This window comes from Oscillochloris sp. ZM17-4 (genome assembly GCF_019599295.1).
Lineage (GTDB): Bacteria > Chloroflexota > Chloroflexia > Chloroflexales > Chloroflexaceae > Oscillochloris.
Genome location: NZ_JAIEWN010000004.1, coordinates 115,234 through 135,518 on the forward strand (window position 1 = coordinate 115,234; position 20,285 = coordinate 135,518).

The window sequence follows — 20,285 nt, forward strand, 5'->3', positions numbered from 1 at the left end:
GAATGTCAGGCCGAGGCCTGACGTACGGGCTGCCACGTCTACACAACCACACTCGATTGGAAAGGTGCATGCTACAAGCGGTCTGCGAACAAAAAACTAGCGCCACAACTGTGGCCCTAGCAACTGAGGTGGGGACTAGATTGTCCGTTCTCGGTTGACTTGTCGGGGTCTACCTCTGGGTGAGACCGGCATCGCACTCGCAACGTGGCGGAGTATACCGCATCCCCTCCCCCTTGTCAAATTATCGTGTTCTCATACTCGCGCGCGGATTCTGGAGCCATGCGTAACCTTTACCCTCGCCCGCGTGGTATCATGAGTATCGCTGCGAAATCTTGAGCATAGCGCATGCTGCGCCAGCCACTCTGCCTCATGACTGTCACGACCCAAGCCAACCCGATCCTCGACATCGCGCCGGCGGCCCTGAGCCTGATCGCCGGGGACGCGCGCCGGCGGCTAGTGAGTTACCTTAACCGCTGGGGGCACACCGACACCCTGCTGCGCTACCTGGAGGCCTGGCTGGCCGATCAGCCCACCAGCGTGACTCTGCGCGAGGGCCGGGCGCGGGTGCTGGCCGACCTCGGCCGCGGCGAGGAGACCCTCGCCATCCTCGCCGAGATCGACGCCGAGCGGCCCACCAGCGTGACCCGCCGCCAGCTGCGCCTGCGAGCCATGCTGGCCGCCGGTCGCTACGCCGAGCTCGACATGGCCCTCGACGCGCTGGCCGAGGACCCGGCCCAGGAGCTGGCCGCCTGGCTAATGCGCGGCGACGCGCTGCGCGCCCAGGGCCGCCCCGACGAGGCCGCCGACCAGTATAGCGCCGTGGCCGCGCGCGACCCGAGCGGCCTGGCCGCCGTGCGCCGCCTGGCCGAGCTGGCCCTTGAGCAGGACGACCCCGAGGCGGCCCGCGGCCAGATCGATGCGCTGATGCTGCGCCCCGACTTCGCCCCCGGCATCGCCGACCTCCAGATCCTGCTGCGCGCCGCCGAGCTGTCCGAGGACCGCACCGCCGCTGAGGCGCTGCGCGCCCAGCTCGCCGACCACGAGTCGCTCGACCGGGCCAGCCTGCTCAGCGACCTGGGCGTGCGCTTCGAGCGGGCGAAGGCTGACGCCCCCGACCTGCCCGAGCCGCCGCCGCCCGCCGCGCCGCTGCTCCCCGATGAGGCCTACCGCGCCCTGCGCGAGTCGTTTGGCCTGCAGGAGTTCCGGCCGAACCAGGCCCGCGTCATCCATAATGTGCTCGGCGGCGTGCGCACCATGGCCGTGATGCCCACCGGCGCCGGGAAGTCGCTCACCTACCAGCTGCCGGCCATGCTCCTGCCCCAGGCCACGGTCGTCGTCAGCCCGCTGATCGCCCTGATGAAGGATCAGCTCGATGGCATGTCCGACGCCGTGCGCGAGCGCTCGACGCTGATCAACTCAAGCCTGAGCACCCGCGAGCTGACGACGCGCATGCGCGCGATCGCCGCCGGCGAGTATAAGCTGGTCTACATCGCCCCCGAGCGGCTGCGCCAGCGGGCCTTCCTGCACGCCCTCAAGCGCTGCGGGGTCTCGCTGTTTGTGGTGGACGAGGTCCACTGCCTGAGCCTGTGGGGCCTGAGCTTCCGCCCCGACTACCTCTTCATCGGCCAGGCCCTCGACGAGCTGGGCCGCCCGCCGCTGCTGGCCCTGACCGCCACCGCCTCGCAGGAGACGCAGGCCGAGGTGGCCCAGGTGCTCGGCGAGAGCGAGGCGGTGCTGGCCTCGGTCTTCCGGCCGAACCTCTACTTCCAGGTGCTGCGGGCCTCCAGCCGCGACGAGAAGCAGCAGGCGCTCGTCGGGCTCTGCCGCGATATCACCGGGCCGATCATCGTCTACGCCCGGGCGCGCCAGGCCTGCGAGGAGCTGGCCGAGGTGCTGCGCCGCGCCGGGGTCTCGGCCGACCACTACCACGCCCAGGTGCCCGACCGGGCCGCCGCCCAGGAGCGCTTTATGCGCGGCGAGACGCGGGTGCTGGTGGCGACGGTGGCCTTCGGCATGGGCATCGACAAGGCCGACATCCGGGCGATCATCCACTACAACCTGCCGCAGTCGGTGGAGTCCTACTACCAGGAGGCCGGGCGGGCCGGGCGCGACGGCCAGCCGGCGCGCTGCGTGCTGCTCTACGCCGCCAGCGACAAGGCCCGCCTGACGACCTGGCTCCAGGAGGAGGCGATCACCCGCGACCAGCTGCGGGCGCTCTACAAGGCGCTGCGCCAGCAGATGCGCGGGGCCTACGATGTGGTTGACCTGGAGCGGGTGCAGCGCACGCTACAGGGCGACGACGACACCCTGGTGCGGGTGGGCCTGAGCATGCTGGAGCGGGTGGGCCTGCTGCGGCGTCACTTCGACATCCCGGAGACGGCCAGCCTGAGCCTGACCGGCGAGCCGCCGCCCGACGCCGACGCCGAGCGGGTGGCCGACCTGGCCGGGCTTGCGCCGGGGCTGTGGCAGGAGACGAACCTGCTGGAGCTAGCGGAGCAGGTCGGCTGGCCGCCGGCCGACCTAGAGGGCGCCATGCTGCGCTGGCACGACGCCGGCTACCTGCGCTACCGGGGCGGCCCGCGCCAGGTGCTGATCGAGCTGCTCAGCGCGCCGTCCGACGTGGCCGCGCGGATCGACACGCTGCTCGCCGACTACCAGGAGCGCCAGATCCAGCGCGTGGACGCGGTGGCCGCCTACGCCAAGGCCAGCGAGTGCCGCCACCGCAGCATCGCCGGCCACTTCGGCCAGCGCCTGGCCCGCTGCAAGACGGCCTGCGATATCTGCGCGCCGCAGCTCGGCCTGCGCTCGGGGATCACCCGCGCGACCAGGGCCGCGCCGCAGCCCATCCCCTCCCGCGATGATGACGACCCGCGCAGCGACGCGCAGCGCGCCCTGGATGGGCTGAATAACCTGCCCTTCCCCATGGGCCGCAGCGGCCTGGCCCGCGTGCTCAAGGGCGCCGCCAGCAGCCCGGTCGAGCCCGAGCGCTGCCCGGAGTTCGGCGCGCTGCGCCACCTGGCCCAGAGCGCCATCGACGACCTCGTCGAGCGGCTGGTCGCCGACGGCTACATCCAGCGCGATGAGCAGGATGAGTACCGCCGGCTCTCGCTCACCCTGCTCGGTAAGAAGGCCCGCCGCGACCCGGCCTACCTGCCGGAGTGGGGGTAGGTTGGGGGTTGGGGGTTGGGGGTTGGGGGTTGGCTCACAGCCCAACAGCCCGACACAACGCGATTGTCGAGCTGTCGGGCTGTCGGGCAGACGGTCAAGCTGGATTGAACCATGTCATAGCGCACATGAGCGTGCGAACACGCCCTACGGCAAGCCATCTGCTTCGATCCGCTCCAGCCGCTCGCGCACCTGGGCGATAGAAGGGTGCTCGGGGTCGAGCAGCTCGCGGTAGACCGCCAGCGCCCGCTGGAGGTAGCTCCGCGCGGCCACATAATCGGCCTGATCGTAGAGCAGGTTGCCCATGGCCTCGATCTTCCAGGCCGTCTCGATATGCTGCTCGCCCAGGGTGGACACACAGATAGCGAGCGCGCGCTCCAGGTGCGCACGGGCGGCGGCGAGGTCGCCCTGGGCCTGGAGCACGTGGGCCAGGCTGCGCATGCTCTCCGCCGCGTGGAAGTGGTTGGGGCCAAACACCGTGTTGCGCATGGCGAGCGCCCGCTCGTGGCAGCGCCGTGCGCCGACGTAGTCGCCCTGCATAAGCAGCGCCTCCCCCAGGTTGTTGAGAGTCTGGGCGGTGGAGACGTGGTTGGCCGGGAGCACCTGCTCGCGGATGGCGAGCGCGAGCTTGAGGTAGCGCCGCCCGGCGGCGATACGGCCCGTGCGCAGCTCGACATAGCCCAGGTTATTCAAGGTGCGCGCCGTCCCGGCATCGCGCAGGCCCAGGGTGCGCTTGCGGATGAGCAGGGCTCGCCGGAGGTAGGATCGTGCGCCGGGGGCGCCGTCCAGATGAAAGAGCAGGTAGCCGAGGTTGTTGCAGTCGGTCGCCGTCTCGAGGTGGTCGGGGCCGAGCGCCCGCTCGTGGATGTCCAGCGCCCGCTCGAAGGGCGCGCGCGCCGCCGCAAAGGCGCCCTGAAACTGGTAGGACAGCCCGAGCAGGCTCAGGCTCGTCGCGACATCGGGGTGGTCGGGGCCGAGCAGCGCCTCGCGGATGGCTAGGGACTGGGCGATCACGCGCTGGGCCTCGCTGAACATGTCGAGCAGGACCAGCTGCCAGCCAAGCTCGGCGCACAGCTCGGCGGCGAGCGTATCCGTGCGCGGGATGGCTGCGCCGGTCACCGCACGCAGGTGCGGCTGGAGGGCGCGCATGGGCATCGGCAGCCGATCCTCGTTCAGGCGCTGGGCCTCGGCGAGCACGACGCGCTCGACCGCCATCTGGGCCTCGGCGTCGGCGGCCACGGCGCGCACAAAGCCGGCGACCAGCCGGTGCATGCGCAGCGCGCCGCCCTCCCGCGGCTCGATCAGGCCCAGGTCGCCGACCAGCCGGGTGAGCGCATCCTCGCCGAGGGCGTGCGGCGCTGCCTCAGGGTCTGTGACGGTCGCCAGGAGCAGGGCGCGCGGCAGCGTCTCACCAGGCGCAAAGCAGGCCGCACGGGCCAGCAGCCGCAGGGCCAGCAGGTCGGTGGGGACCTCGGGGCGCAGCCGGCGGTAGCTGAGCGCGAAGGCGCGGGCGATGTGCTGATCATGGCGGGTCGGGGAGAAGTCGCCGCCCTGGAGCGAGCTGTGCGTATGCGCCTGATCCTGAGCCCCGCGCAGCTCGGCCAGGTAGCTCGCCGGGCTCAGGCTGAGGTAGCGGTGGGCCAGGTAGCTGCCGGCCAGGTGCAGGGCCAGCGGCAGGTCGCCCAGCTCGGCGGCGATGGCCTCGAGGTCGGCCAGGGCCGCCGGGCTGGCAAAGACCGACTCGGCGTCGGGCAGGTTGGCGCAGTAGGCGCGCAGCAGGGCCAGGCTCTCGGCCCGCTCAAGGGCGTGCAGCCGCAGCACCTGCGAGACGAGGGCCGGGCTCCAGCGGGCGCGGCGGCTGGTCACGAGCACGCGGCAGCCGCCGGTTGGCGGGCGCCACTCGGCCAGCAGCGACTCATCCTCGCAGTTGTCGAAGACCAGCAGGCGTGGCAGCGGCTCGCGCCAGGCGGCCCGCACCAGGCGCACCTGGCGATCGAAGGGCAGCGAGTCGAAGTCGGGGTGCAGGGCGAGATGCTCGGCGCGGCCGCAGGCGGCCACGCCATCGGCGACGGCGGCGGGGTCGCCAAAGCTCAGCCAGAAGACGCCGCCGGGGGCAGTCAGTTCAACAGCATGATGATAAGTCTTCAAACAACCAACTTGCCGCCGATTGGCAAGCTCACGTCAGTCTATATCAAGAAACGATCACCACACTCAACAGTTGTGGATCTAATATTGACAGCGGTCGCGGTAGTAGGCGATGCGGTTAGGGGAGTAGGACATAGCGCCTGTTGGGTTGGCGGGCACGACTCACTATGACTCACAATGATACACACTTTATGGCGGCGTGCGGGAAGGTAGAGTAGAGGTGTAGCTACCGGCCAGATACCCGTGGAGGTTCGCTATGTGGACAGAAGCCCCCGATGATCGCACCTTCCTGCGCAATCTGGCCCGCGAGGTGATCGCCGCCGCCGCGCCCGAGGAGCTCGATGACTTCGAGGTGCTGATCGACGGCTACTTCGCCGACCCCGGCCCGCCGCGCCCGCGCCGGCGCTCCCTGCCGCCCTGGCAGACCCGGCTCAGCCCGGTGGCCCCGGCCGTGATCGGCGCCGTGCTGGGCCTGCTCCAGCTCGAGATCCAGCACGTCGCCCAGTACGACCAGGCGGATATCGTCCGGCTCGCGCTCAAGCGGATCGTGCGCCAGCGCGGGGCCCACCCGCACGAGCGGGCCGAGCTGTGCCCGACTGGACAGCCCGGCGACCCCGCGCTCAGCGTGGTCGTCTTGCTCTACACCCGCCCGGTGGCCATCGCGGTGCCGCTCTCCCGCATCACATCTGTGGCCTATGAGACGGCGCGCATCTACGGCCTCGGCGCGGCCCGCGCCGATGACCTGGTGCCGCTGGCGGCCAGCCGGCTGATCCTGGGGCCAGGCGCCTTCCAGAGCCAGGGTGGTGCGTAGGGAGACGCGATCCAGTCATGCTGCAATGCACGATTGCACCGCATGACGGGCGACCACGGCGGGTCGCCCCTACCGCTCGGTGAGGAACCACAGCCCGCCCACCTCGATCACGGGCAGGCCGTCATCCTTCTGGCCGATCACCTCGGCGAGGCTGCCGGTGCGCTCGCGCAGCACCTCGCCCGTATCGTCGAGCCAGCGCAGGTTGAAGGCCCCATCCACCACACGCACCAGCGCCTCGTCCCCGCTGCGGCTGAGCAGCTCGGCGCGGCTGTAGGTGATCTCGAGCGTGGCCTTCGTGCCAACGACCGGGCTGGTGGAGGTGTCGGCGAACCCGGCCAGCGTGTCGCTGAAGGCGGCGCGCTGGTCGACCCGCTCGCCCGGCGCGAAGTAGCCGGCCAATCGCTCGGCCCAGCCGCGCCGGGCCTCCACATTGCCGAGGCTCGGGTCGCGCAGGGCGCTGTTCAGATCCTCGATAAAGCTCTCAACCACGCCCTCGGGCGTCGGGCCGCCGCCGCTGGCGCTATCGCTGGCCAACCCGGCGGGGGCCGCGCAGCCGGCGAGGGCGAGGATGAGCAGGAGCATAGCCGATAGCCGATAGCCAATAGCCGATAGCCGGGCGGCCATCCGTATCGCAGTATCAAGGCACGGCCCCCCCTCTCCCGCCGCAGCGGGAGAGGGGGCTGGGGGGTGAGGGCCAACAAGCCGCCTCCCGTCTATTGCCCGCCGCCTCATGGCCCCGCCGTGGGCGCCGGGGTCGGCGCCGCGCTCTGGTCGCGGAAGGGCCTGGGCGGGGCCGGCAGCTCGGCGCGGATGATCTGGTCGCCGTTCACCAGGTAGAGGGTCGGCCGCGCACTGCTATTGTCCACGAAGATCCCGTCGAGCTTATCGAGCCTCAGGTCGCCGTCAGGCCGCACCTTGATCTGCTGGACAACCTTGCCGGTGACCTTGTCCATCTGGATGATCCGCTCGCTCAGGGTCTCGACCAGGAAGATCGAGCCGCCGCCGGAGCCATCGCTGGTGATGAAGAAGTGGGTCACCGCGCTGATCGGCGGGCTGATCGCCTCGGGCTTGATCTCGCCCACCGGGCGGCCCTGGCTGAAGGTCAGCACCGTGCCGTTGGGCTTGAGCAGGTAGATCGCGCCATCGACCGACATATCGACCGCGCCGCTGATATCCACATCGGCGAGGCCGGCCGGGTCGAGCCAGTACTCGGGCGTGTCGCCGTAATTGCCGGACTGGAACTTGAGCACCTCGTTGGGCACGGCGCCCCAGATATAGAGGTTGCCGTCGTACTCCCTGATGCTCAGCCGGTCGCGCACCGACCAGATCTCGCTGCCGCCGAGCTTCGAGTAGTTCCACTCGTTGCCGTTGCGGAAGTAGTAGCCGAAGCCCTCGGGGGCCTGGTCGACGGCGACGACCTGGTCGATGCGCCAGAGGGCGGCGCGCAGCGGGCCGACGACCGCCTGGCCGATCTGGTCGTTCGGCCTGAGGTAAGGCTGCGGGGTGCCGCCGTCGCGCGGGATGCGGTAGAGCTGGGCGCTGGCCTTATCGCCGCCGAGGGCATAGATATAGCGCAGGGCGTCGAGCTGGACCGGGTCGGTGACGACCGAGGTGGCCGGGGGCACCACGACGCTGGTGAAGCTGCCGGCGGGCAGCGGGTAGGTGGACAAGACCGTCGGGCTATCGAAGAAGGTGAGCCGCTGCACGGCGGCGAGGGCGCGCTCGTACTCGCGCTGGAGCTCCTGGTAGCGCAGCCAGAGCGTCGGGTTGGTGTCGGTGACGTTGGGGCTGGCCCGCACCTCATCGATCGCCTGGCGGGCCAGGTCCAGCGAGCTGAGGGCGTCGGCCTCGTTGACGGCCTCGCGCACGATGGCGAGGCGGCCCTCGGCGGCGGTGAAGTACTCCAGGGCGATCTGCTGGTCGTTCTGGCGGGTGATGCTCATCCCGTAGACGATCAGGGCCGAGACGACCATAACTAGGACGAGCAGCAGCAGCCACGGGAAGGCCGGCCGGGTGCGGCGGTACGAGAGCCCCTGGCCGCGCACCACCGGGGCCGGCGGCGTCTTCGGGCGGACGCTCCGGCTGCGCCGGGCCTCGTCGATGGCCAGCCAGATCCGGTTGAAGGGCAGGGCCAGGCGCTCGCCCCAGCTCAGATCGACGAAGGGGCGCATCTCGTAGCGCGAGCGATAGGGGCGGGCCTGGGCGGCGAGGGACGGGCCGTCGCCGAGGTCGATCCGGCGCGACGGTGTGGGGTAGGTGCCCTCGCCGAGGTAGGCCGATGGCGGGAGCTCCGGGGAGGTGTTGGCGCGCTCGCGCTCTTGCTGCGAGCGGGCGTAGCGCTCGCCCAGCCCCTCGCCGATATTAATCGGCGCCGGGCGGGAGGGCGGGCTCGCCGAGTGCCGCGGCTGCTCCGGCATCGTGCGCATAGGGTCGGGCGGCGGGCTGGCCTCGGCGGCCTCGGTGCGCCGCCGGCGGGCGATCAGGGCGGCCTCGCCGGTGAGCGTGGACAGCCAGCCGCGCAGCGAGCGGGCGGCCAGGCGACCGCGCTCGCTCACGCCGGCCGGGCTGAGCGGCTCGCGCTCGGCGGCCGGGCTGAGCGGCGGCCGCAGCTCGATCGCCAGGGCGTGGGCGTCGCCCAGATCATGCTGGAGCGCCAGCTCGTGCAGCCGCTCGGCGACGGCGTCCGCATCTCGCGTGTGCAGCAGGGCGTCGGTCTCATCGCGGGCGAGCAGCGGGGCGAAGTCGCTGGAGCAGAGGATCGCCGCCTGGTTGGGGCGCAGGGTGCAGCGGTAGAGCTCCGGCTCGATGAACAGGCTGGCGCCCATGGCCCCGCCGCGCATAAAGGGCGCCGCGCTGACGTGGGCCGGGTCCCACGAGGGGTGGGCCGGCATTGCCCGCAGCTCGCCGCCGTTGATCACATAGGCCTGGGCCGGCTGCACCTGGGCCACGAAGAGGTCGTCGTCCTTCAGCGCGGCGACGGTGACGCCGACGGTGGCCCGCTTGCCGGCGGGCTGGGCGATATTCTGCTGGTAGATCTCTTTATTGGCCGCGCTCACGGCGCGGCGCAGGGCCGCTGTGATGCTGACCGTGCTGTCCTCGTAGAAGACGCGGCGGATAGTGCGGGCGGCCAGCTGGCAGGCCTGCTGGCTGCGCGGGGCCGCCGCGTCGGCCTCCACGAGTATATAGAGCGTGCCCTTGCGGGCCTCGGGCGCGAACAGCGAGCCAGGGGTCGCGATGATAATCAGGTCGCTGGCCTGCTGGCGGATGCCGCCTACAAGGCCGAGCTGGCTCGTGCGCGTCTCGAATTTCTGCATGGTGATGCCGTCCCCGATCTGGTGTGGTGCGGCAGGATTATAGCAGCAGGGCGGGTGCGGTGGCAAGGGAGATCGGGCCGCTGGAGGTTGCCGCGCCGGTTGGCGCGGGGTATAATGCAAGAACCGAGGGGAACAGGGGACAGCGGATAGGGGACCGGCATCGAGTAGCGGATTGCCCTGTCCCCTGTCCCCTGTCCCCTGTCCCCTGTCCCCTTGAAGCTAGTCAGTCAGGAGCAGGCCGTGACGAACCCCACCGGCGCCAGAAGCCCGCACCCGCGCAAGCGGCACCTCAGCGGCGAGGGGCCAACGGAGAAGGAGCGCGAGTATCTGGAGGTGATCTACTACCTGGCGGCGCGCAGCGAGCCGGTGATCGCCGCGCGCCTGGCCCGCTGGATGGGCGTCCAGCCGCCCACGGTCACGGTGATGCTGCGGCAGCTTGAGGAGAAGAAGAAGCTGATCGCGCGCAGCGCCCACGGTGAGATCACGCTCACCCCGGAGGGCTTCACCCTGGCCGAGGCTATGGTGCGCCGCCACCGCATCCTGGAGCGATTCCTGGTGGATGTGATGGGCGTGGCCTGGCACCAGATCCACGAGGAGGCGGTGCGCCTGGAGCACGCGCTCTCGCCCACGATGGAGGAGCGGATCACCGCCCTGGTGGGCGACTCGCCCACCTGCCCCCACGGCAACCCCATCCCCGGCAACGCCCTCGGCTACGATGGCAGCACCTGCCTGGCCGAGGCGGTGCCCGGCAGGCGCTTTGTGATCCGGCGGATCGTCGAGGAGGCCGAGGAGAACACCGACCTGATCCGCTACCTCCAGAGCAACGGCCTCGTGCCCGGCGCCGAGTTCGCCGTCAGCGATGTCTCCCCGTCCTTTGGGGTCGCCCTCCAGCACCCCGGCAAGACGATCACCGTCTCGGCGGAGATCGCCAGGCTGCTGTGGGGCGAGGTGATGTAGGGGGTGGGGGGTGGAGCGAATCCCTAACCCCCAACTCCCACCCCCCTACTACGCCATCTAGTTTGCCATAGCATATTGATCGCCCCCCGCGCGTCTGTTATCATAGCCGGTATCGCCCACACCAATGCCGTGCCGCGCGCCACTGATCGCTCGAGCGCACGCTGCATAGCGAGAGGAGCCGCGCTATGGCCCGTATCTCGGTCACCATTAATGGCGAGCCACGCGCCTTCGCAATACACGGCCACGGGCTGACCATTGGCCGCCAGCTTGATAACGAGATCGTCCTCAACCACGCGATCGTCTCGCGCAAGCATGTACACATCGAGATGCGCGGGCGGCAGGCCTGGCTCACCGACCTGAACAGCCGCAACGGCGTCACGGTGAACCGCCTGCGGGTGAAGGAGGAGCAGCTTAACGACGGCGATGTGATCGGGGTGGGGCCGTTTGAGCTTCAGTACGAGGATCGCGCCGCCCAGAGCGTCGTCCTCGACGATAGCCGCTACTTCCCGCTGGCCTCCGAGGGTCGCCCCGTCGGGGGCCACGAGCTGCCGCCCGAGGCGATCAACCTCCAGGAGTTCTACACCATCGGCATGCGCCTGAACCAGGTGGTGGACTTCCGCGAGGTGCTCGACATGGTGATGGAGGAGATCATGCGCGTCGTCCCGGCGCAGCGCGGCTTCCTGCTGCTGCGCAAGGGCGATGAGCTTGTCCCCAGGGTGGTGGTGCCCGCTGGCACCGGCGATGTGGCGGTCTCGAGCAGCATTGTGCGCAAGGCCCTGGAGGGCGGCGAGTCGGTGCTCACCAAGGACGCCCGCCTCGACTTCGCCGGCTCCGAGAGCATCATCAGCGCGAACATCCGCTCGGCGATCTGCGCCCCCCTGCTGCTCCAGGGCAGCGCCATCGGCGTGATCCTGCTCGACTCGCCCGGCCGCGAGCAGTTCAGCGAGCGCGACCGCGACCTCGTCACCGCGATCGCCAACCTCTCGGCGGTGGCGATCGAGCGGGCCCGGCTCACCGAGGAGCTGCGCCAGCAGGGCCAGCTGCGCCAGAACCTTGAGCGCTTCCTCTCACCCAACGTCGCCCAACGCCTCTCCATCTACGTCGCCCAGTACGGCAAGCTCTGGGAGGCCCAGGAGCAGATTGTCTCGGTGCTCTTCGCCGACGTGAAGGGCTTCACCTCGCTCTCCGAGCGGCTCTCGCCACATGAGGTTCAGGATCTGCTCAACGAGTACCTGCACGAGATGACCGAGGTGATCTTCCGCTATAACGGCACGGTGGACAAATATATCGGAGATGGTATCATGGCAATATTCGGTGCCCCCCGCCTGCCAGATGAGCCCGTCGACGACCAGCACGCCATGCGCTCCGTGGCGGCAGCCCTTGAGATGCAGGCCGCCCAGAAGCGCCTGGTGGATAAGTGGGAGCCGAGCAAAGCCTTCAGTATTCGCATCGGCGTCAACACCGGGATGACCTACACCGGCTTCTTCGGCACCCGCCACCGTCTGGAGTACACCGCCATCGGCGATACGGTCAACACCGCGTCGCGCCTTGAGAGCGCCGCCGAGCCCGGCAGCGTCTTCATCGGCGAGGACACGGCCGAGATGGTTCGCGCGAGCTTCGCCCTCCAGGAGATGGGCAAGCTCCAGCTCAAGGGCAAGCAGCAGCTGGTGATGGCCTTCAAGGTGCTTGGCGCGAAATAACCAATGTTGAATGCTGAATGTTGAATGTTGAATTAAACAGCATTCAACATTCAACATTCAACATTCAACATTATTCATATATGCCAGTTGTGATCGGCGTCCGATTCAAAGATAGCGGGAAGACTTACTACTTCGACCCACGCGACGTGGAGCTGAGCCAGGGCGACTATGTGATCGTCGACACGGCGCGCGGCCTGGAGCTGGCGAAGGTGGCCTACCTGCGCCACGAGGTGCTGTCGGGCGAGATCATCGGCGACCTGAAGCCGGTGGTGCGCCGGGCCGAGCCGGCCGACCTAGAGCGGCAGCGGCTGCTCCACGGCCGCCACGAGGATGTGCTGGCCCGCTGCAGCGAGAAGATCCGCGAGCACAGCCTGCCCATGAGACTGGTGAAGGCGGAGTATAGCTTCGACGGCTCCCGGCTCACCTTCTACTTCACCGCCGAGAAGCGGGTCGACTTCCGCATGCTCGTGCGCGACCTGGCCCGCACCTTCAAGAGCCGGATCGAGCTGCGCCAGATCGGCCCGCGCGATGAGGCCAAGCTGCTCGGCGGGATCGGCCCCTGCGGCCGCGTCCTCTGCTGCGCCTCCTTCCTGCCCGACTACGCCCGCGTCAGCATCAAGATGGCCAAGGACCAGGACCTGCCGCTCAACCCGGCCAAGATCTCCGGGGTCTGCGGTCGCCTCTATTGTCCTGGTGACATATGCCAGCAGAGCTGGCATATGTCACCAGGACAATAACGGTTTATAGGGCGACAGCCCTGACATGGAGCCCCCATGGAGATCATCCCCGTCGATGACCATATCACCGCGATCGACCATAACCTGCTCGGCATCCCCGGCGTCGGCGTGAGCTACCTGGTGCGCGGCGAGTCGGCGGCGCTGATCGAGACCGGCACCTCGCCCACGGTGCCGCACACCCTGGCCGGCCTGGAGCGCCTCGGCGTGCGCCCCGAGCAGATCGACCATATCATCTGCACCCACGTGCATATGGACCACGCCGGGGGGGCCGGCTACCTGGCCGCCGCCCTGCCCCGGGCCAGCGTCTACATCCACAGCATGTCGATCGAGCACCTGGCCGACCCCGCCCGCCTGATGGCGAGCGTGCGCCGCGCCGTCGGCGAGGAGGCATGGGCGCTCCACGGCGATGTGAAGCCTATCCCCGTCGAGCGCCTGCGCCCCGCCGAGCAGCTGCGGCTCGACCTGGGGCGGGACGTGGTGCTGGAGGCGATCGCCACCCCAGGACACTCGCCCGACCACCTCTCGTACTGGGACCGCCGGAGCGGCGGGCTGTTCATCGGCGACGCCGCCGGCCTGGTGATGGACCGCTGGGGGCTGTACTTCCCGGTCACGCCGGTGCCGACCTACAACCTGCGGGCGCACCGCGACACGATCGCCATGCTGCGCGCCCAGAGCATCCCGCGGATCTATGTGACCCACCACGGCCCCCACGACGATGTCGACCTCCAGCTCTCCCGCGCCCACGAGCGCCTGGAGGAGCTGGTGGGCCTGGTAGATGCGGCCCTGGACGACGGCGCCCCCGATGTGGACGCCCTGGCCGCGCGCTACCTGCCCTACCCCGACGATGGCCCGGCCGCCACCGTGGCCCGCAGCTGGAGCCGCATGAGCGTGGCCGGCATGATCCGCTACGAGCTGAAGCAGCGCCAGGCGTGATCCCTTTGTAAGGGTGCAGCAGCGCCGCGCTGCTGCGCCCCAACGGTACCCGGATGAATATTCTCGATATCACACTCCTCATCGGCGCGGGGGTCTTCGTGCTCCTCGGCGTCTACTGGGGCGTCATCCGCCAGGTGCTGGCGATCGTCGGCCTGGTCGTCGGGGTGGGCATGGCCGGGCGCTACGGCCCCGCCGTGGCCGGCTGGCTCAGCTCCTTCATCACCGACCCCGATGTGGCCGGGATCATCGGCTTCGCGGCGGTGCTGATCCTGGTGAGCGCGGTCGCCAGCCTGATCGCCTCGGCGCTGCGCATCTTCGTCGGCCTGCTCTTCCTCGGCTGGGCGGACCACCTGCTCGGCGGGGTGCTCGGGCTGGCCCAGGCGGTGCTCGCCGGGGCGGCCCTGCTGATCGGCCTGATCACCTTCCCCTCGCCCGCCTGGTCCGCCGCCGTCGAGGGCTCGACGCTGGCCTCCGGGCTGCTGCGGGTGGGCGGGGCGCTGACCGCGCTGCTCCCCTCCATGTTCGGGGCCGCCGTGCGCGGCTTCCTCGGCGGGCCGTAGGGCGATTGCAGATTGCAGATTGCAGGTTGGTACCTTCAGCCTTCAGCCTTCAACACGCAACACGCAACACGCAACACGCATATTATGATGGCCGACCCGCACCGCGCATACGCAGACCTGGAGCTTATCCTGCGCCGGCAGGCCGATGGGGCGACGGTGGCGGACCTGCGGCTGCGCGCGTTGGATAGCGGGCGTGACAGCGAGCTGGGGGCGGGCCTGCCGGTGCGGATCGACGCCGGGGAGCTGCGCGCCCTGGCCCTCGACCCGGACGCCTACGGCCGCCGCCTGAGCGCGATGCTGTTTGGCGACCCGCGCATGCGCGAGGCGTGGGTGCGCGCGCGCTCCTACGCCAGCGGCGCCGCGGTCGCCCTGCGCGTCCGCCTGCGGATCAACCCCGGCGCCGATGACCTGAACAGCCTGTACTGGGAGACCCTGCGCGACATGGACGGCCCGCCGCTCTGCCGCTCCGAGCGGGTGCTGTTCTCGCGCTACCTCGACACCGACGACCTTGGGCGGGTGACGCAGGGCGGCCGGCCCGAGCTGCGTGTCCTGGCGGCGATCGCCAACCCCAGCGACCTCGCGCGCTACGGACTGAGCCCCGTCGATGCGCCCGGCGAGGCGGCCCGCGTGCGTGTGGCCATGGGCGATGTGCCGCTGACCCTGCTCGGACGCGACGCCGGCGGCAGCCCGGCATCGGCGGGTGCGATCATCGACGCGCTGCGCCAGGGCCACCCGCTGCTCTACCTGGTCTGCCACGGGACGATGCTCCAGGGGCGGCCCGTGCTCTGGCTCGAGGATGACAGCGACGGCCAGGGGCGCATCTCTGGCGAGGACTTCGCCCGGCGCATCGGCGACCTGCCGCCCGCCCAGCGCCCGCTGCTGGTGGTGCTGGCGTCGTGCCAGAGCGCCGGCTCTGGCCACGCGGCACTGGCCGCCGTCGGCCCCGCCCTGGCCCGCGCGGGGGTGGCGGCCGTCCTGGCAATGCAGGGCAACGTTCCGGCGCGCACCATCGAGCGCCTGATGCCCGCCTTCTTCCGCGCCCTGCTGCGCGACGGCGAGATCGACCGCGCCCTGGCCATCGCCCGCGCCGACCTCGCGGATGATCACCCCTGGTGGATGCCGGCCCTCTTTATGCAGATGCGCGACGGCCGGCTCTGGGCGGCCGCGCCGGCCGCCGCGCCGAGCGCGGCCAGCGAGGGCCTGCTGGCCCTGGCCGATCTCGCCAGCGATGAGCAGGTGCGCGCGGCCATCATCGCCTTCGGCGCAGATTTTCAGTCGGCCTGCGACCAGATCGATGTGCTCAGCTGCTACAAGCGCCTGCACGACCTGCTCCAGCAGATCGAGGACGCCTATGGCGTGATCTATCAGCACGCCCGGCGCCTGCCCGGCGACGACCTGGCCTGGGAGGACCTGGAGGAGAATGAGCCCGACCTCCAGACGCTGATCGCCGAGGTGCTGCGGGTTGTCGCCGAGGGGCCGATCATCGGCGACGCGATCTGGTCGCGCCGCCTGGAGCGCACCGGCGTAGAGCTGGGCGAGGCGCTGGCGCAGCGCGATGTGACAGCGCTCAAGCGGGCGCTCGTCCGGCTCAACGATGTGATCGGGCGCGAGCTCTCGCGCATGAATGCCGCCCTCGTGGCGGCCGCGCGCACCCTGCGCCTGGAGCAGCTGATCACGGCGCTGACAACCGTGCGCGACCAGCTCGCCCCCTCCCTCACGGCCCCGGCGGTCCGGGATAAGTTCGAGATCTTCGCCGAGGGCGTGGGCGACCTGTCGCGGATCAGCGGGCGCCTGGCCACGCTGGTGGGCACCCACGACACCTTTCAGGAGGTGGACGACGAGCTGCGCCGGGTAAAGAGGCTGCTCACGCAGGACGTGGCCGAGCTGATCTTCGCCTGGGAGGACATCCGCGCGCTGGCCCAGGAGCTCTGCGCGGGCAACGGCGAGGACTGGGCGGCGCGCATGGATGAGAACCGCGAGCGGCTCGACGCGGCGATGGCCACGAACGAGCCGATCAAGATCCGCCGCGCCTTCCATATCTTCTACCATTATGCTACCCTCAGCTTCAACAAAGTCGATCGCGACCTGCTCACGGTGTGTACTGATCTCCAGCGGATCGGCCTGCCCGCCCAGGCCGTCCTCAAGATGCTTGCATGAGCCAACCCGCAGACCCCACCGGCCCGCCGCTGGCGAACGGCCTCTTCCGCTCGGCCGCCGCGATGCGCGCGGCCCATAACGAGCTGATCCAGCGCCGCCGCGAGCAGGGCATTAACGCCCGGCCCATCACCATGTCGGGAGAGGAGGGGCGCGCCCTGACGGCGTTCGCCAACGACGCGATAGCCTTTGTGCGCGGCGGGTGCCGCACCGGCGCGATCCTCGACGATGAGGAGGAGCGCATGGGCGCCCAGAGCATGCTGATCTTCTGGGCGAACTTCCTCCAGCGCATCGGCTACGATATCGACGAGTCGGTTCTGGCCGACTTCGACCCGAGTATGGCCCCCGATCTGCCCGAAGATCTCTGCCCCTACCTCGGCCTCGACTCCTTCCGCGAGAGCGACCGGCGGCGATTCTTTGGGCGCGCCCAGCTCACCCAGCAGTTCGTCCAGCGGCTAGAGTCCGCGCGGTCGCTGCTGGTGGTCGGGCCATCGGGCAGCGGCAAATCTTCGCTGGTGCGCGCCGGCCTGCTCCCGGCCCTGCGCGACGGCACCCTGCCGGGCAGCGCGGGCTGGCGCTACCTGCCGCCGATGATCCCCAGCACCGATCCGATCCTGTCTCTGGCGCGGGCGATCTACCCCGACGCGCGGAGCTACCAGGCCCTAGAGATCGCGCGGCGGCTGCGGGACGACCCCGAGTCGGTGCTCGCCATGATCGGCGGCGATAGCGGCGCACCCGCCGTGCTGCTGGTCGATCAGTTCGAGGAGCTGTTCACCCTGGCGGAGCGCGAGGCCGACCGGGCCGCGTTTATCCGGGCCATCCTGGCGATTGTCGGGGCCGCTGCGCCGCAGCACCGCATCGTGCTGACGATGCGCAGCGACTTTGAGACCTTCGCCCTGGCTGTCCCTGAGCTGAAGCCCCTGGTCGAGGAGACGCGGGCGCCGGTGACGCCCCTGAGCCCGGCCGAGCTGCGTGAGGCGATCGAGGCGCCGGCCCAGGACATTGGCCTGAAGTTTGAGTCGGGCGTGGTGGATCTGCTCGTCCAGGAGCTGGCCGGCGAGCCGGCGGGGCTGCCGCTGCTCCAGTTCACCCTGCTGAAGCTGTGGGAGCAGCGCGAGCACAACCGGATCACGCTGGCGGCCTACGAGCGGGTTGGCGGCGGGCGGCAGGCCCTGGCCCGCAGCGCCGACGCCTTCTACGAAGCGCTCATCCCCGAGGATCAGGTGAGCACCCGGCGCATCCTGCTGCGCATGGTGCGCCCCGGCGATGGCCTTGAGGTGACGAGCAGCCGCGTGCGGCTGGACGAGCTCTCTGTCGGCGGCGAGGACCCCGGCCGGATCAACCGGGTGATCCAGAAGCTGGTGGCCGCGCGGCTGGTGCGGCTGACCCACGACGAGGCCGGCCGCCCCTCGCAGCTTGAGGTCTCGCACGAGGCGCTGGTGCGCAACTGGCCGAGGCTGGTGGGCTGGCTGGAGGACGAGAAGCTGGCGCTGGCCACGCGACGCCGGCTGGAGCAGCGCGCCCAGGAGTGGCAGCGGCTTGGGTCGGGCAGCGCCGGCCTGCTCGATGAGACGCAGCTGCGCGAGGCGGAGCACTGGGTGGCCTCGCCCGAGGCGCTCTACCTTGGCTACGACCCCGTCCTGGCCCGGCTGATCGTCGCGTCGAGCGAGGCGCTGCGCGAGGCGGAGGACGCCCGCGAGGCGATCCGCGAGCGCGAGCTGGCGCAGGCCCGCGCCCTGGCCGAGGAGCAGCGCGCCCGCGCCGAGGCCGAGGCGGCGCGGGCCGACTCGCAGCGGCGCAGCGCCGTATGGCTGCGCGTGCTGCTGGCCGGCATGGCCGCCCTTGCGGTGGCCGCGCTCTACCTCGGCACGCAGGCGATCGCCTCGGCCGCCCGCGAGACGAGCCTGAAGGCCACCGCCGTGCTGTCCGCCGCCACCAACGCCAGCCTCGCCGCCACCTCGGACGCGCTGCGCCAGACGGCCGAGGCCCAGAGCGAGCTTGAGCGCTCGCTGGGGAGGACGGCGGTGGCGGCCCAGGGCGAGGCCCAGCGCAGCGCCGAGCAGGCGAACATTCAGCGCATCGCCGCCGAGACCCAGCGCAACCTGGCCCGCGCCGGCGAGCTGTCGGCTCAGGCCCAGGAGGCGCTCGCCAGCCGCCCGCAGCGCGGCCTGCTCCTGGCGGTCGCGGCGGCCCAGGTGGGCGACTCCCCCGCCGAGATCGCCTCGGCCGCACTGATCGCCGCCCTCGCGCGCACCGATGGTGTCGGTATAGGCATGGCCCCTGGGCCGATTGTGGCCGCCGCGATGACAGCCGACGGCGCCCTGCTGGCCAGCGCCGATGAGAGCGGCACGCTCGCCCTCTGGGATGCGGCCGCCGATCCGGGCGCGGCCCTGCTGGCCACCGTGCGCGATCTGGGCGAGGCGGCCCGCTTCGCCGCCCTGAGCGACGACGGGCGCTGGGCGGCTATCGCCGGCACCGCCCGCGCGCTGGTCTACCCGATCAAGGCCAGCGCCGGCATCGATGCGCCGAAGGAGCTGACCAACCTGCCTGAGAATATTAGCGCCCTCGGCATCGGCCCGGCAAGCCCTGGCGGCCCGCGCTGGCTGATCATCGCCGGCGGCGACGGCTCGATCCGCGGCTGGCGTCTCGATGGTGCGGCGCTATCCGGCCCGACGCTCTTCTCTAGCGCCGAGCAGCCGACCGGCGCGATCCGCGCCCTGGCCTTCAGCCCCGACGGCCGCTGGCTGGCCAGCGGCGGCGCCGACCGGGTCACCCGGCTCTGGGACCTCACCGCGACCCAGGCCGCGAACCGCTTCGTCACCCGCCTGAATCCGCGAGCCGGGGCAATCACCGCGCTGGCCTTCAGCGCCGATAGCCGCTGGATTGCGGCCGGCGCAGCCGATAGCACCATCCACCTCTGGCGGGTCGGCGGCGGCGGGTTCAGCAGCGGCCCCTTTGTGAAGACCGGGCCGATCGGCTCGATCACCGCGCTCGTCTTTAGCCCCGATGGCGCCTGGCTGCTCAGCGGCAGCTCCGACCGCAACGCCCGTCTCTGGAGCGCCGATGCCTTTGCGACGAACGGGGCCGAGGCGGTGGTGCTCACCGGCCACAGCCAGGCGATCACGGCCCTGGCCTTCAGCCCCGACTCGCTGCTCGCCGTCACCGCCAGCAGCGACCGCGACATCCTGATCTGGCCGATCCGCCTGCTCAGGGCTGAGCCCTACCGGCTGCACGGCCACGAGCAGACGGTGCAGGCGCTGCTCGCCACCAGCGACGGGCTGCTGAGCGCGGGCAGGGATGGCCAGCTGCGCCGCTGGGATCTGCCGCCGCGCACCGCCGATCAGCGCGCCGCCTTTGTCGCCGGGCTGTCGCTTGATGATCAGATGCGGGATGCCTGCCTGGCGGCGGGGCGCCGCCTCACCGATGAGGAGATCCGGCAGTTCTTCGGCGACGCGCCGGCCGCCTTGCCCTGCCAGTAGGGAGGGTGGGCCGCCCGCCCGGCCGTGAACGGCCGGGCTGATCTGCCAAGCCCCCTGCGGGGCTCGTTCCGCCCGGTCGTTCACGACCGGGCCTGGGTGAAGGCCGGGCCACGCCACAATGGCGTGGCCCGGCCTTCAGTACGTTATGTGCCTGATGGGCACAAAACCGAGTATAGTAGTGGCTGAGCGTGCCAGCTTCGCTGGCACGCTCAGCCACTACTATACTCATTGAAGGAGCCACCTATGCCCATCACCCCCGAGACCGCCGCCGAGATCGCCGGGATGTACATCGAGGCCGAGGCGAGCGCCGCCCCGGCCGAGCCGATCCGC

Annotated in this window: 12 protein-coding genes; 9 read left to right on the plus strand and 3 right to left on the minus strand. The window is 70.5% G+C overall.

Features of this window, described 5'->3' with window-relative positions; all coding sequences use genetic code 11:
- Positions 1 to 369: 369 nt before the first annotated feature.
- Positions 370 to 3,168, plus strand: coding sequence for a RecQ family ATP-dependent DNA helicase (locus K2Z83_RS29585; protein WP_220594157.1), 2,799 nt, complete (start codon positions 370 to 372; stop codon positions 3,166 to 3,168).
- A 144-nt stretch (positions 3,169 to 3,312) separates the two neighbouring features.
- Here the strand turns inward: K2Z83_RS29585 and K2Z83_RS05410 are convergent, their stop codons facing one another.
- Complete coding sequence (locus K2Z83_RS05410) at positions 3,313 to 5,313, minus strand: tetratricopeptide repeat protein (RefSeq protein WP_220594158.1); 2,001 nt, start codon at positions 5,311 to 5,313, stop codon at positions 3,313 to 3,315.
- Positions 5,314 to 5,566: 253 nt separating this feature from the next.
- On the opposite strand from K2Z83_RS05410, the gene K2Z83_RS05415 reads away from it, so the two are divergent.
- Positions 5,567 to 6,121, plus strand: coding sequence for a hypothetical protein (locus tag K2Z83_RS05415; protein WP_220594159.1), 555 nt, complete (start codon positions 5,567 to 5,569; stop codon positions 6,119 to 6,121).
- Between the two features lie 69 nt (positions 6,122 to 6,190).
- Here K2Z83_RS05415 and K2Z83_RS05420 read toward each other — a convergent pair whose 3' ends face one another.
- Together K2Z83_RS05420 and K2Z83_RS05425 are read right to left on the minus strand one after the other, a co-directional pair.
- On the minus strand, positions 6,191 to 6,703 hold the full coding sequence (locus K2Z83_RS05420) for a hypothetical protein (protein ID WP_220594160.1): 513 nt from the start codon (positions 6,701 to 6,703) through the stop codon (positions 6,191 to 6,193).
- Positions 6,704 to 6,849: 146 nt separating this feature from the next.
- Positions 6,850 to 9,435, minus strand: coding sequence for a hypothetical protein (locus K2Z83_RS05425; protein WP_220594161.1), 2,586 nt, complete (start codon positions 9,433 to 9,435; stop codon positions 6,850 to 6,852).
- A gap of 240 nt (positions 9,436 to 9,675) precedes the next feature.
- Between K2Z83_RS05425 and K2Z83_RS05430 the strand changes: the two genes are divergently transcribed.
- The 7 genes from K2Z83_RS05430 to K2Z83_RS05460 all read left to right on the plus strand — a co-directional run bounded on the left by K2Z83_RS05430 (position 9,676) and on the right by K2Z83_RS05460 (position 19,955).
- A complete protein-coding gene (locus K2Z83_RS05430; protein WP_220594162.1) occupies positions 9,676 to 10,392 on the plus strand; it encodes a metal-dependent transcriptional regulator in 717 nt (238 codons plus the stop codon).
- 185 nt (positions 10,393 to 10,577) lie between these two features.
- Positions 10,578 to 12,092, plus strand: a complete 1,515-nt coding sequence (locus K2Z83_RS05435) for an adenylate/guanylate cyclase domain-containing protein (protein ID WP_220594163.1) — start codon at positions 10,578 to 10,580, stop codon at positions 12,090 to 12,092.
- A gap of 17 nt (positions 12,093 to 12,109) precedes the next feature.
- The gene (locus K2Z83_RS05440) at positions 12,110 to 12,829 is read left to right on the plus strand and encodes a regulatory iron-sulfur-containing complex subunit RicT (RefSeq protein WP_255603358.1); all 720 of its coding nucleotides are present in this window, start codon (positions 12,110 to 12,112) and stop codon (positions 12,827 to 12,829) included.
- 36 nt (positions 12,830 to 12,865) lie between these two features.
- On the plus strand, positions 12,866 to 13,762 hold the full coding sequence (locus K2Z83_RS05445) for an MBL fold metallo-hydrolase (protein ID WP_220594164.1): 897 nt from the start codon (positions 12,866 to 12,868) through the stop codon (positions 13,760 to 13,762).
- Between the two features lie 53 nt (positions 13,763 to 13,815).
- Positions 13,816 to 14,322: a CvpA family protein gene (locus K2Z83_RS05450; RefSeq protein WP_220594165.1), complete on the plus strand. Its 507-nt coding sequence runs from the start codon at positions 13,816 to 13,818 to the stop codon at positions 14,320 to 14,322.
- Between the two features lie 84 nt (positions 14,323 to 14,406).
- Entirely contained in the window at positions 14,407 to 16,479 is a 2,073-nt protein-coding gene (locus tag K2Z83_RS05455) for a CHAT domain-containing protein (protein WP_220594166.1), read from the plus strand.
- Entirely contained in the window at positions 16,476 to 19,955 is a 3,480-nt protein-coding gene (locus K2Z83_RS05460; RefSeq protein ID WP_220594167.1) for an AAA family ATPase, read from the plus strand. The genes K2Z83_RS05455 and K2Z83_RS05460 overlap by 4 nt, the downstream gene beginning before the upstream one ends.
- Positions 19,956 to 20,285: the final 330 nt, after the last annotated feature.

What these genes read in the sequence shown, in the direction of transcription:
- K2Z83_RS29585 (WP_220594157.1), top strand. Translation starts at nt 370, where the DNA reads ATGACTGTCACGACCCAAGCCAACCCGATCCTCGACATCGCGCCGGCG.
- K2Z83_RS05415 (WP_220594159.1), top strand. Translation starts at nt 5,567, where the DNA reads ATGTGGACAGAAGCCCCCGATGATCGCACCTTCCTGCGCAATCTGGCC.
- K2Z83_RS05420 (WP_220594160.1), bottom strand. Translation starts at nt 6,703, where the DNA reads ATGCTCCTGCTCATCCTCGCCCTCGCCGGCTGCGCGGCCCCCGCCGGG.
- K2Z83_RS05425 (WP_220594161.1), bottom strand. Translation starts at nt 9,435, where the DNA reads ATGCAGAAATTCGAGACGCGCACGAGCCAGCTCGGCCTTGTAGGCGGC.
- K2Z83_RS05435 (WP_220594163.1), top strand. Translation starts at nt 10,578, where the DNA reads ATGGCCCGTATCTCGGTCACCATTAATGGCGAGCCACGCGCCTTCGCA.
- K2Z83_RS05440 (WP_255603358.1), top strand. Translation starts at nt 12,110, where the DNA reads ATGTTGAATGTTGAATTAAACAGCATTCAACATTCAACATTCAACATT.
- K2Z83_RS05445 (WP_220594164.1), top strand. Translation starts at nt 12,866, where the DNA reads ATGGAGATCATCCCCGTCGATGACCATATCACCGCGATCGACCATAAC.
- K2Z83_RS05450 (WP_220594165.1), top strand. Translation starts at nt 13,816, where the DNA reads ATGAATATTCTCGATATCACACTCCTCATCGGCGCGGGGGTCTTCGTG.
- K2Z83_RS05455 (WP_220594166.1), top strand. Translation starts at nt 14,407, where the DNA reads ATGATGGCCGACCCGCACCGCGCATACGCAGACCTGGAGCTTATCCTG.
- K2Z83_RS05460 (WP_220594167.1), top strand. Translation starts at nt 16,476, where the DNA reads ATGAGCCAACCCGCAGACCCCACCGGCCCGCCGCTGGCGAACGGCCTC.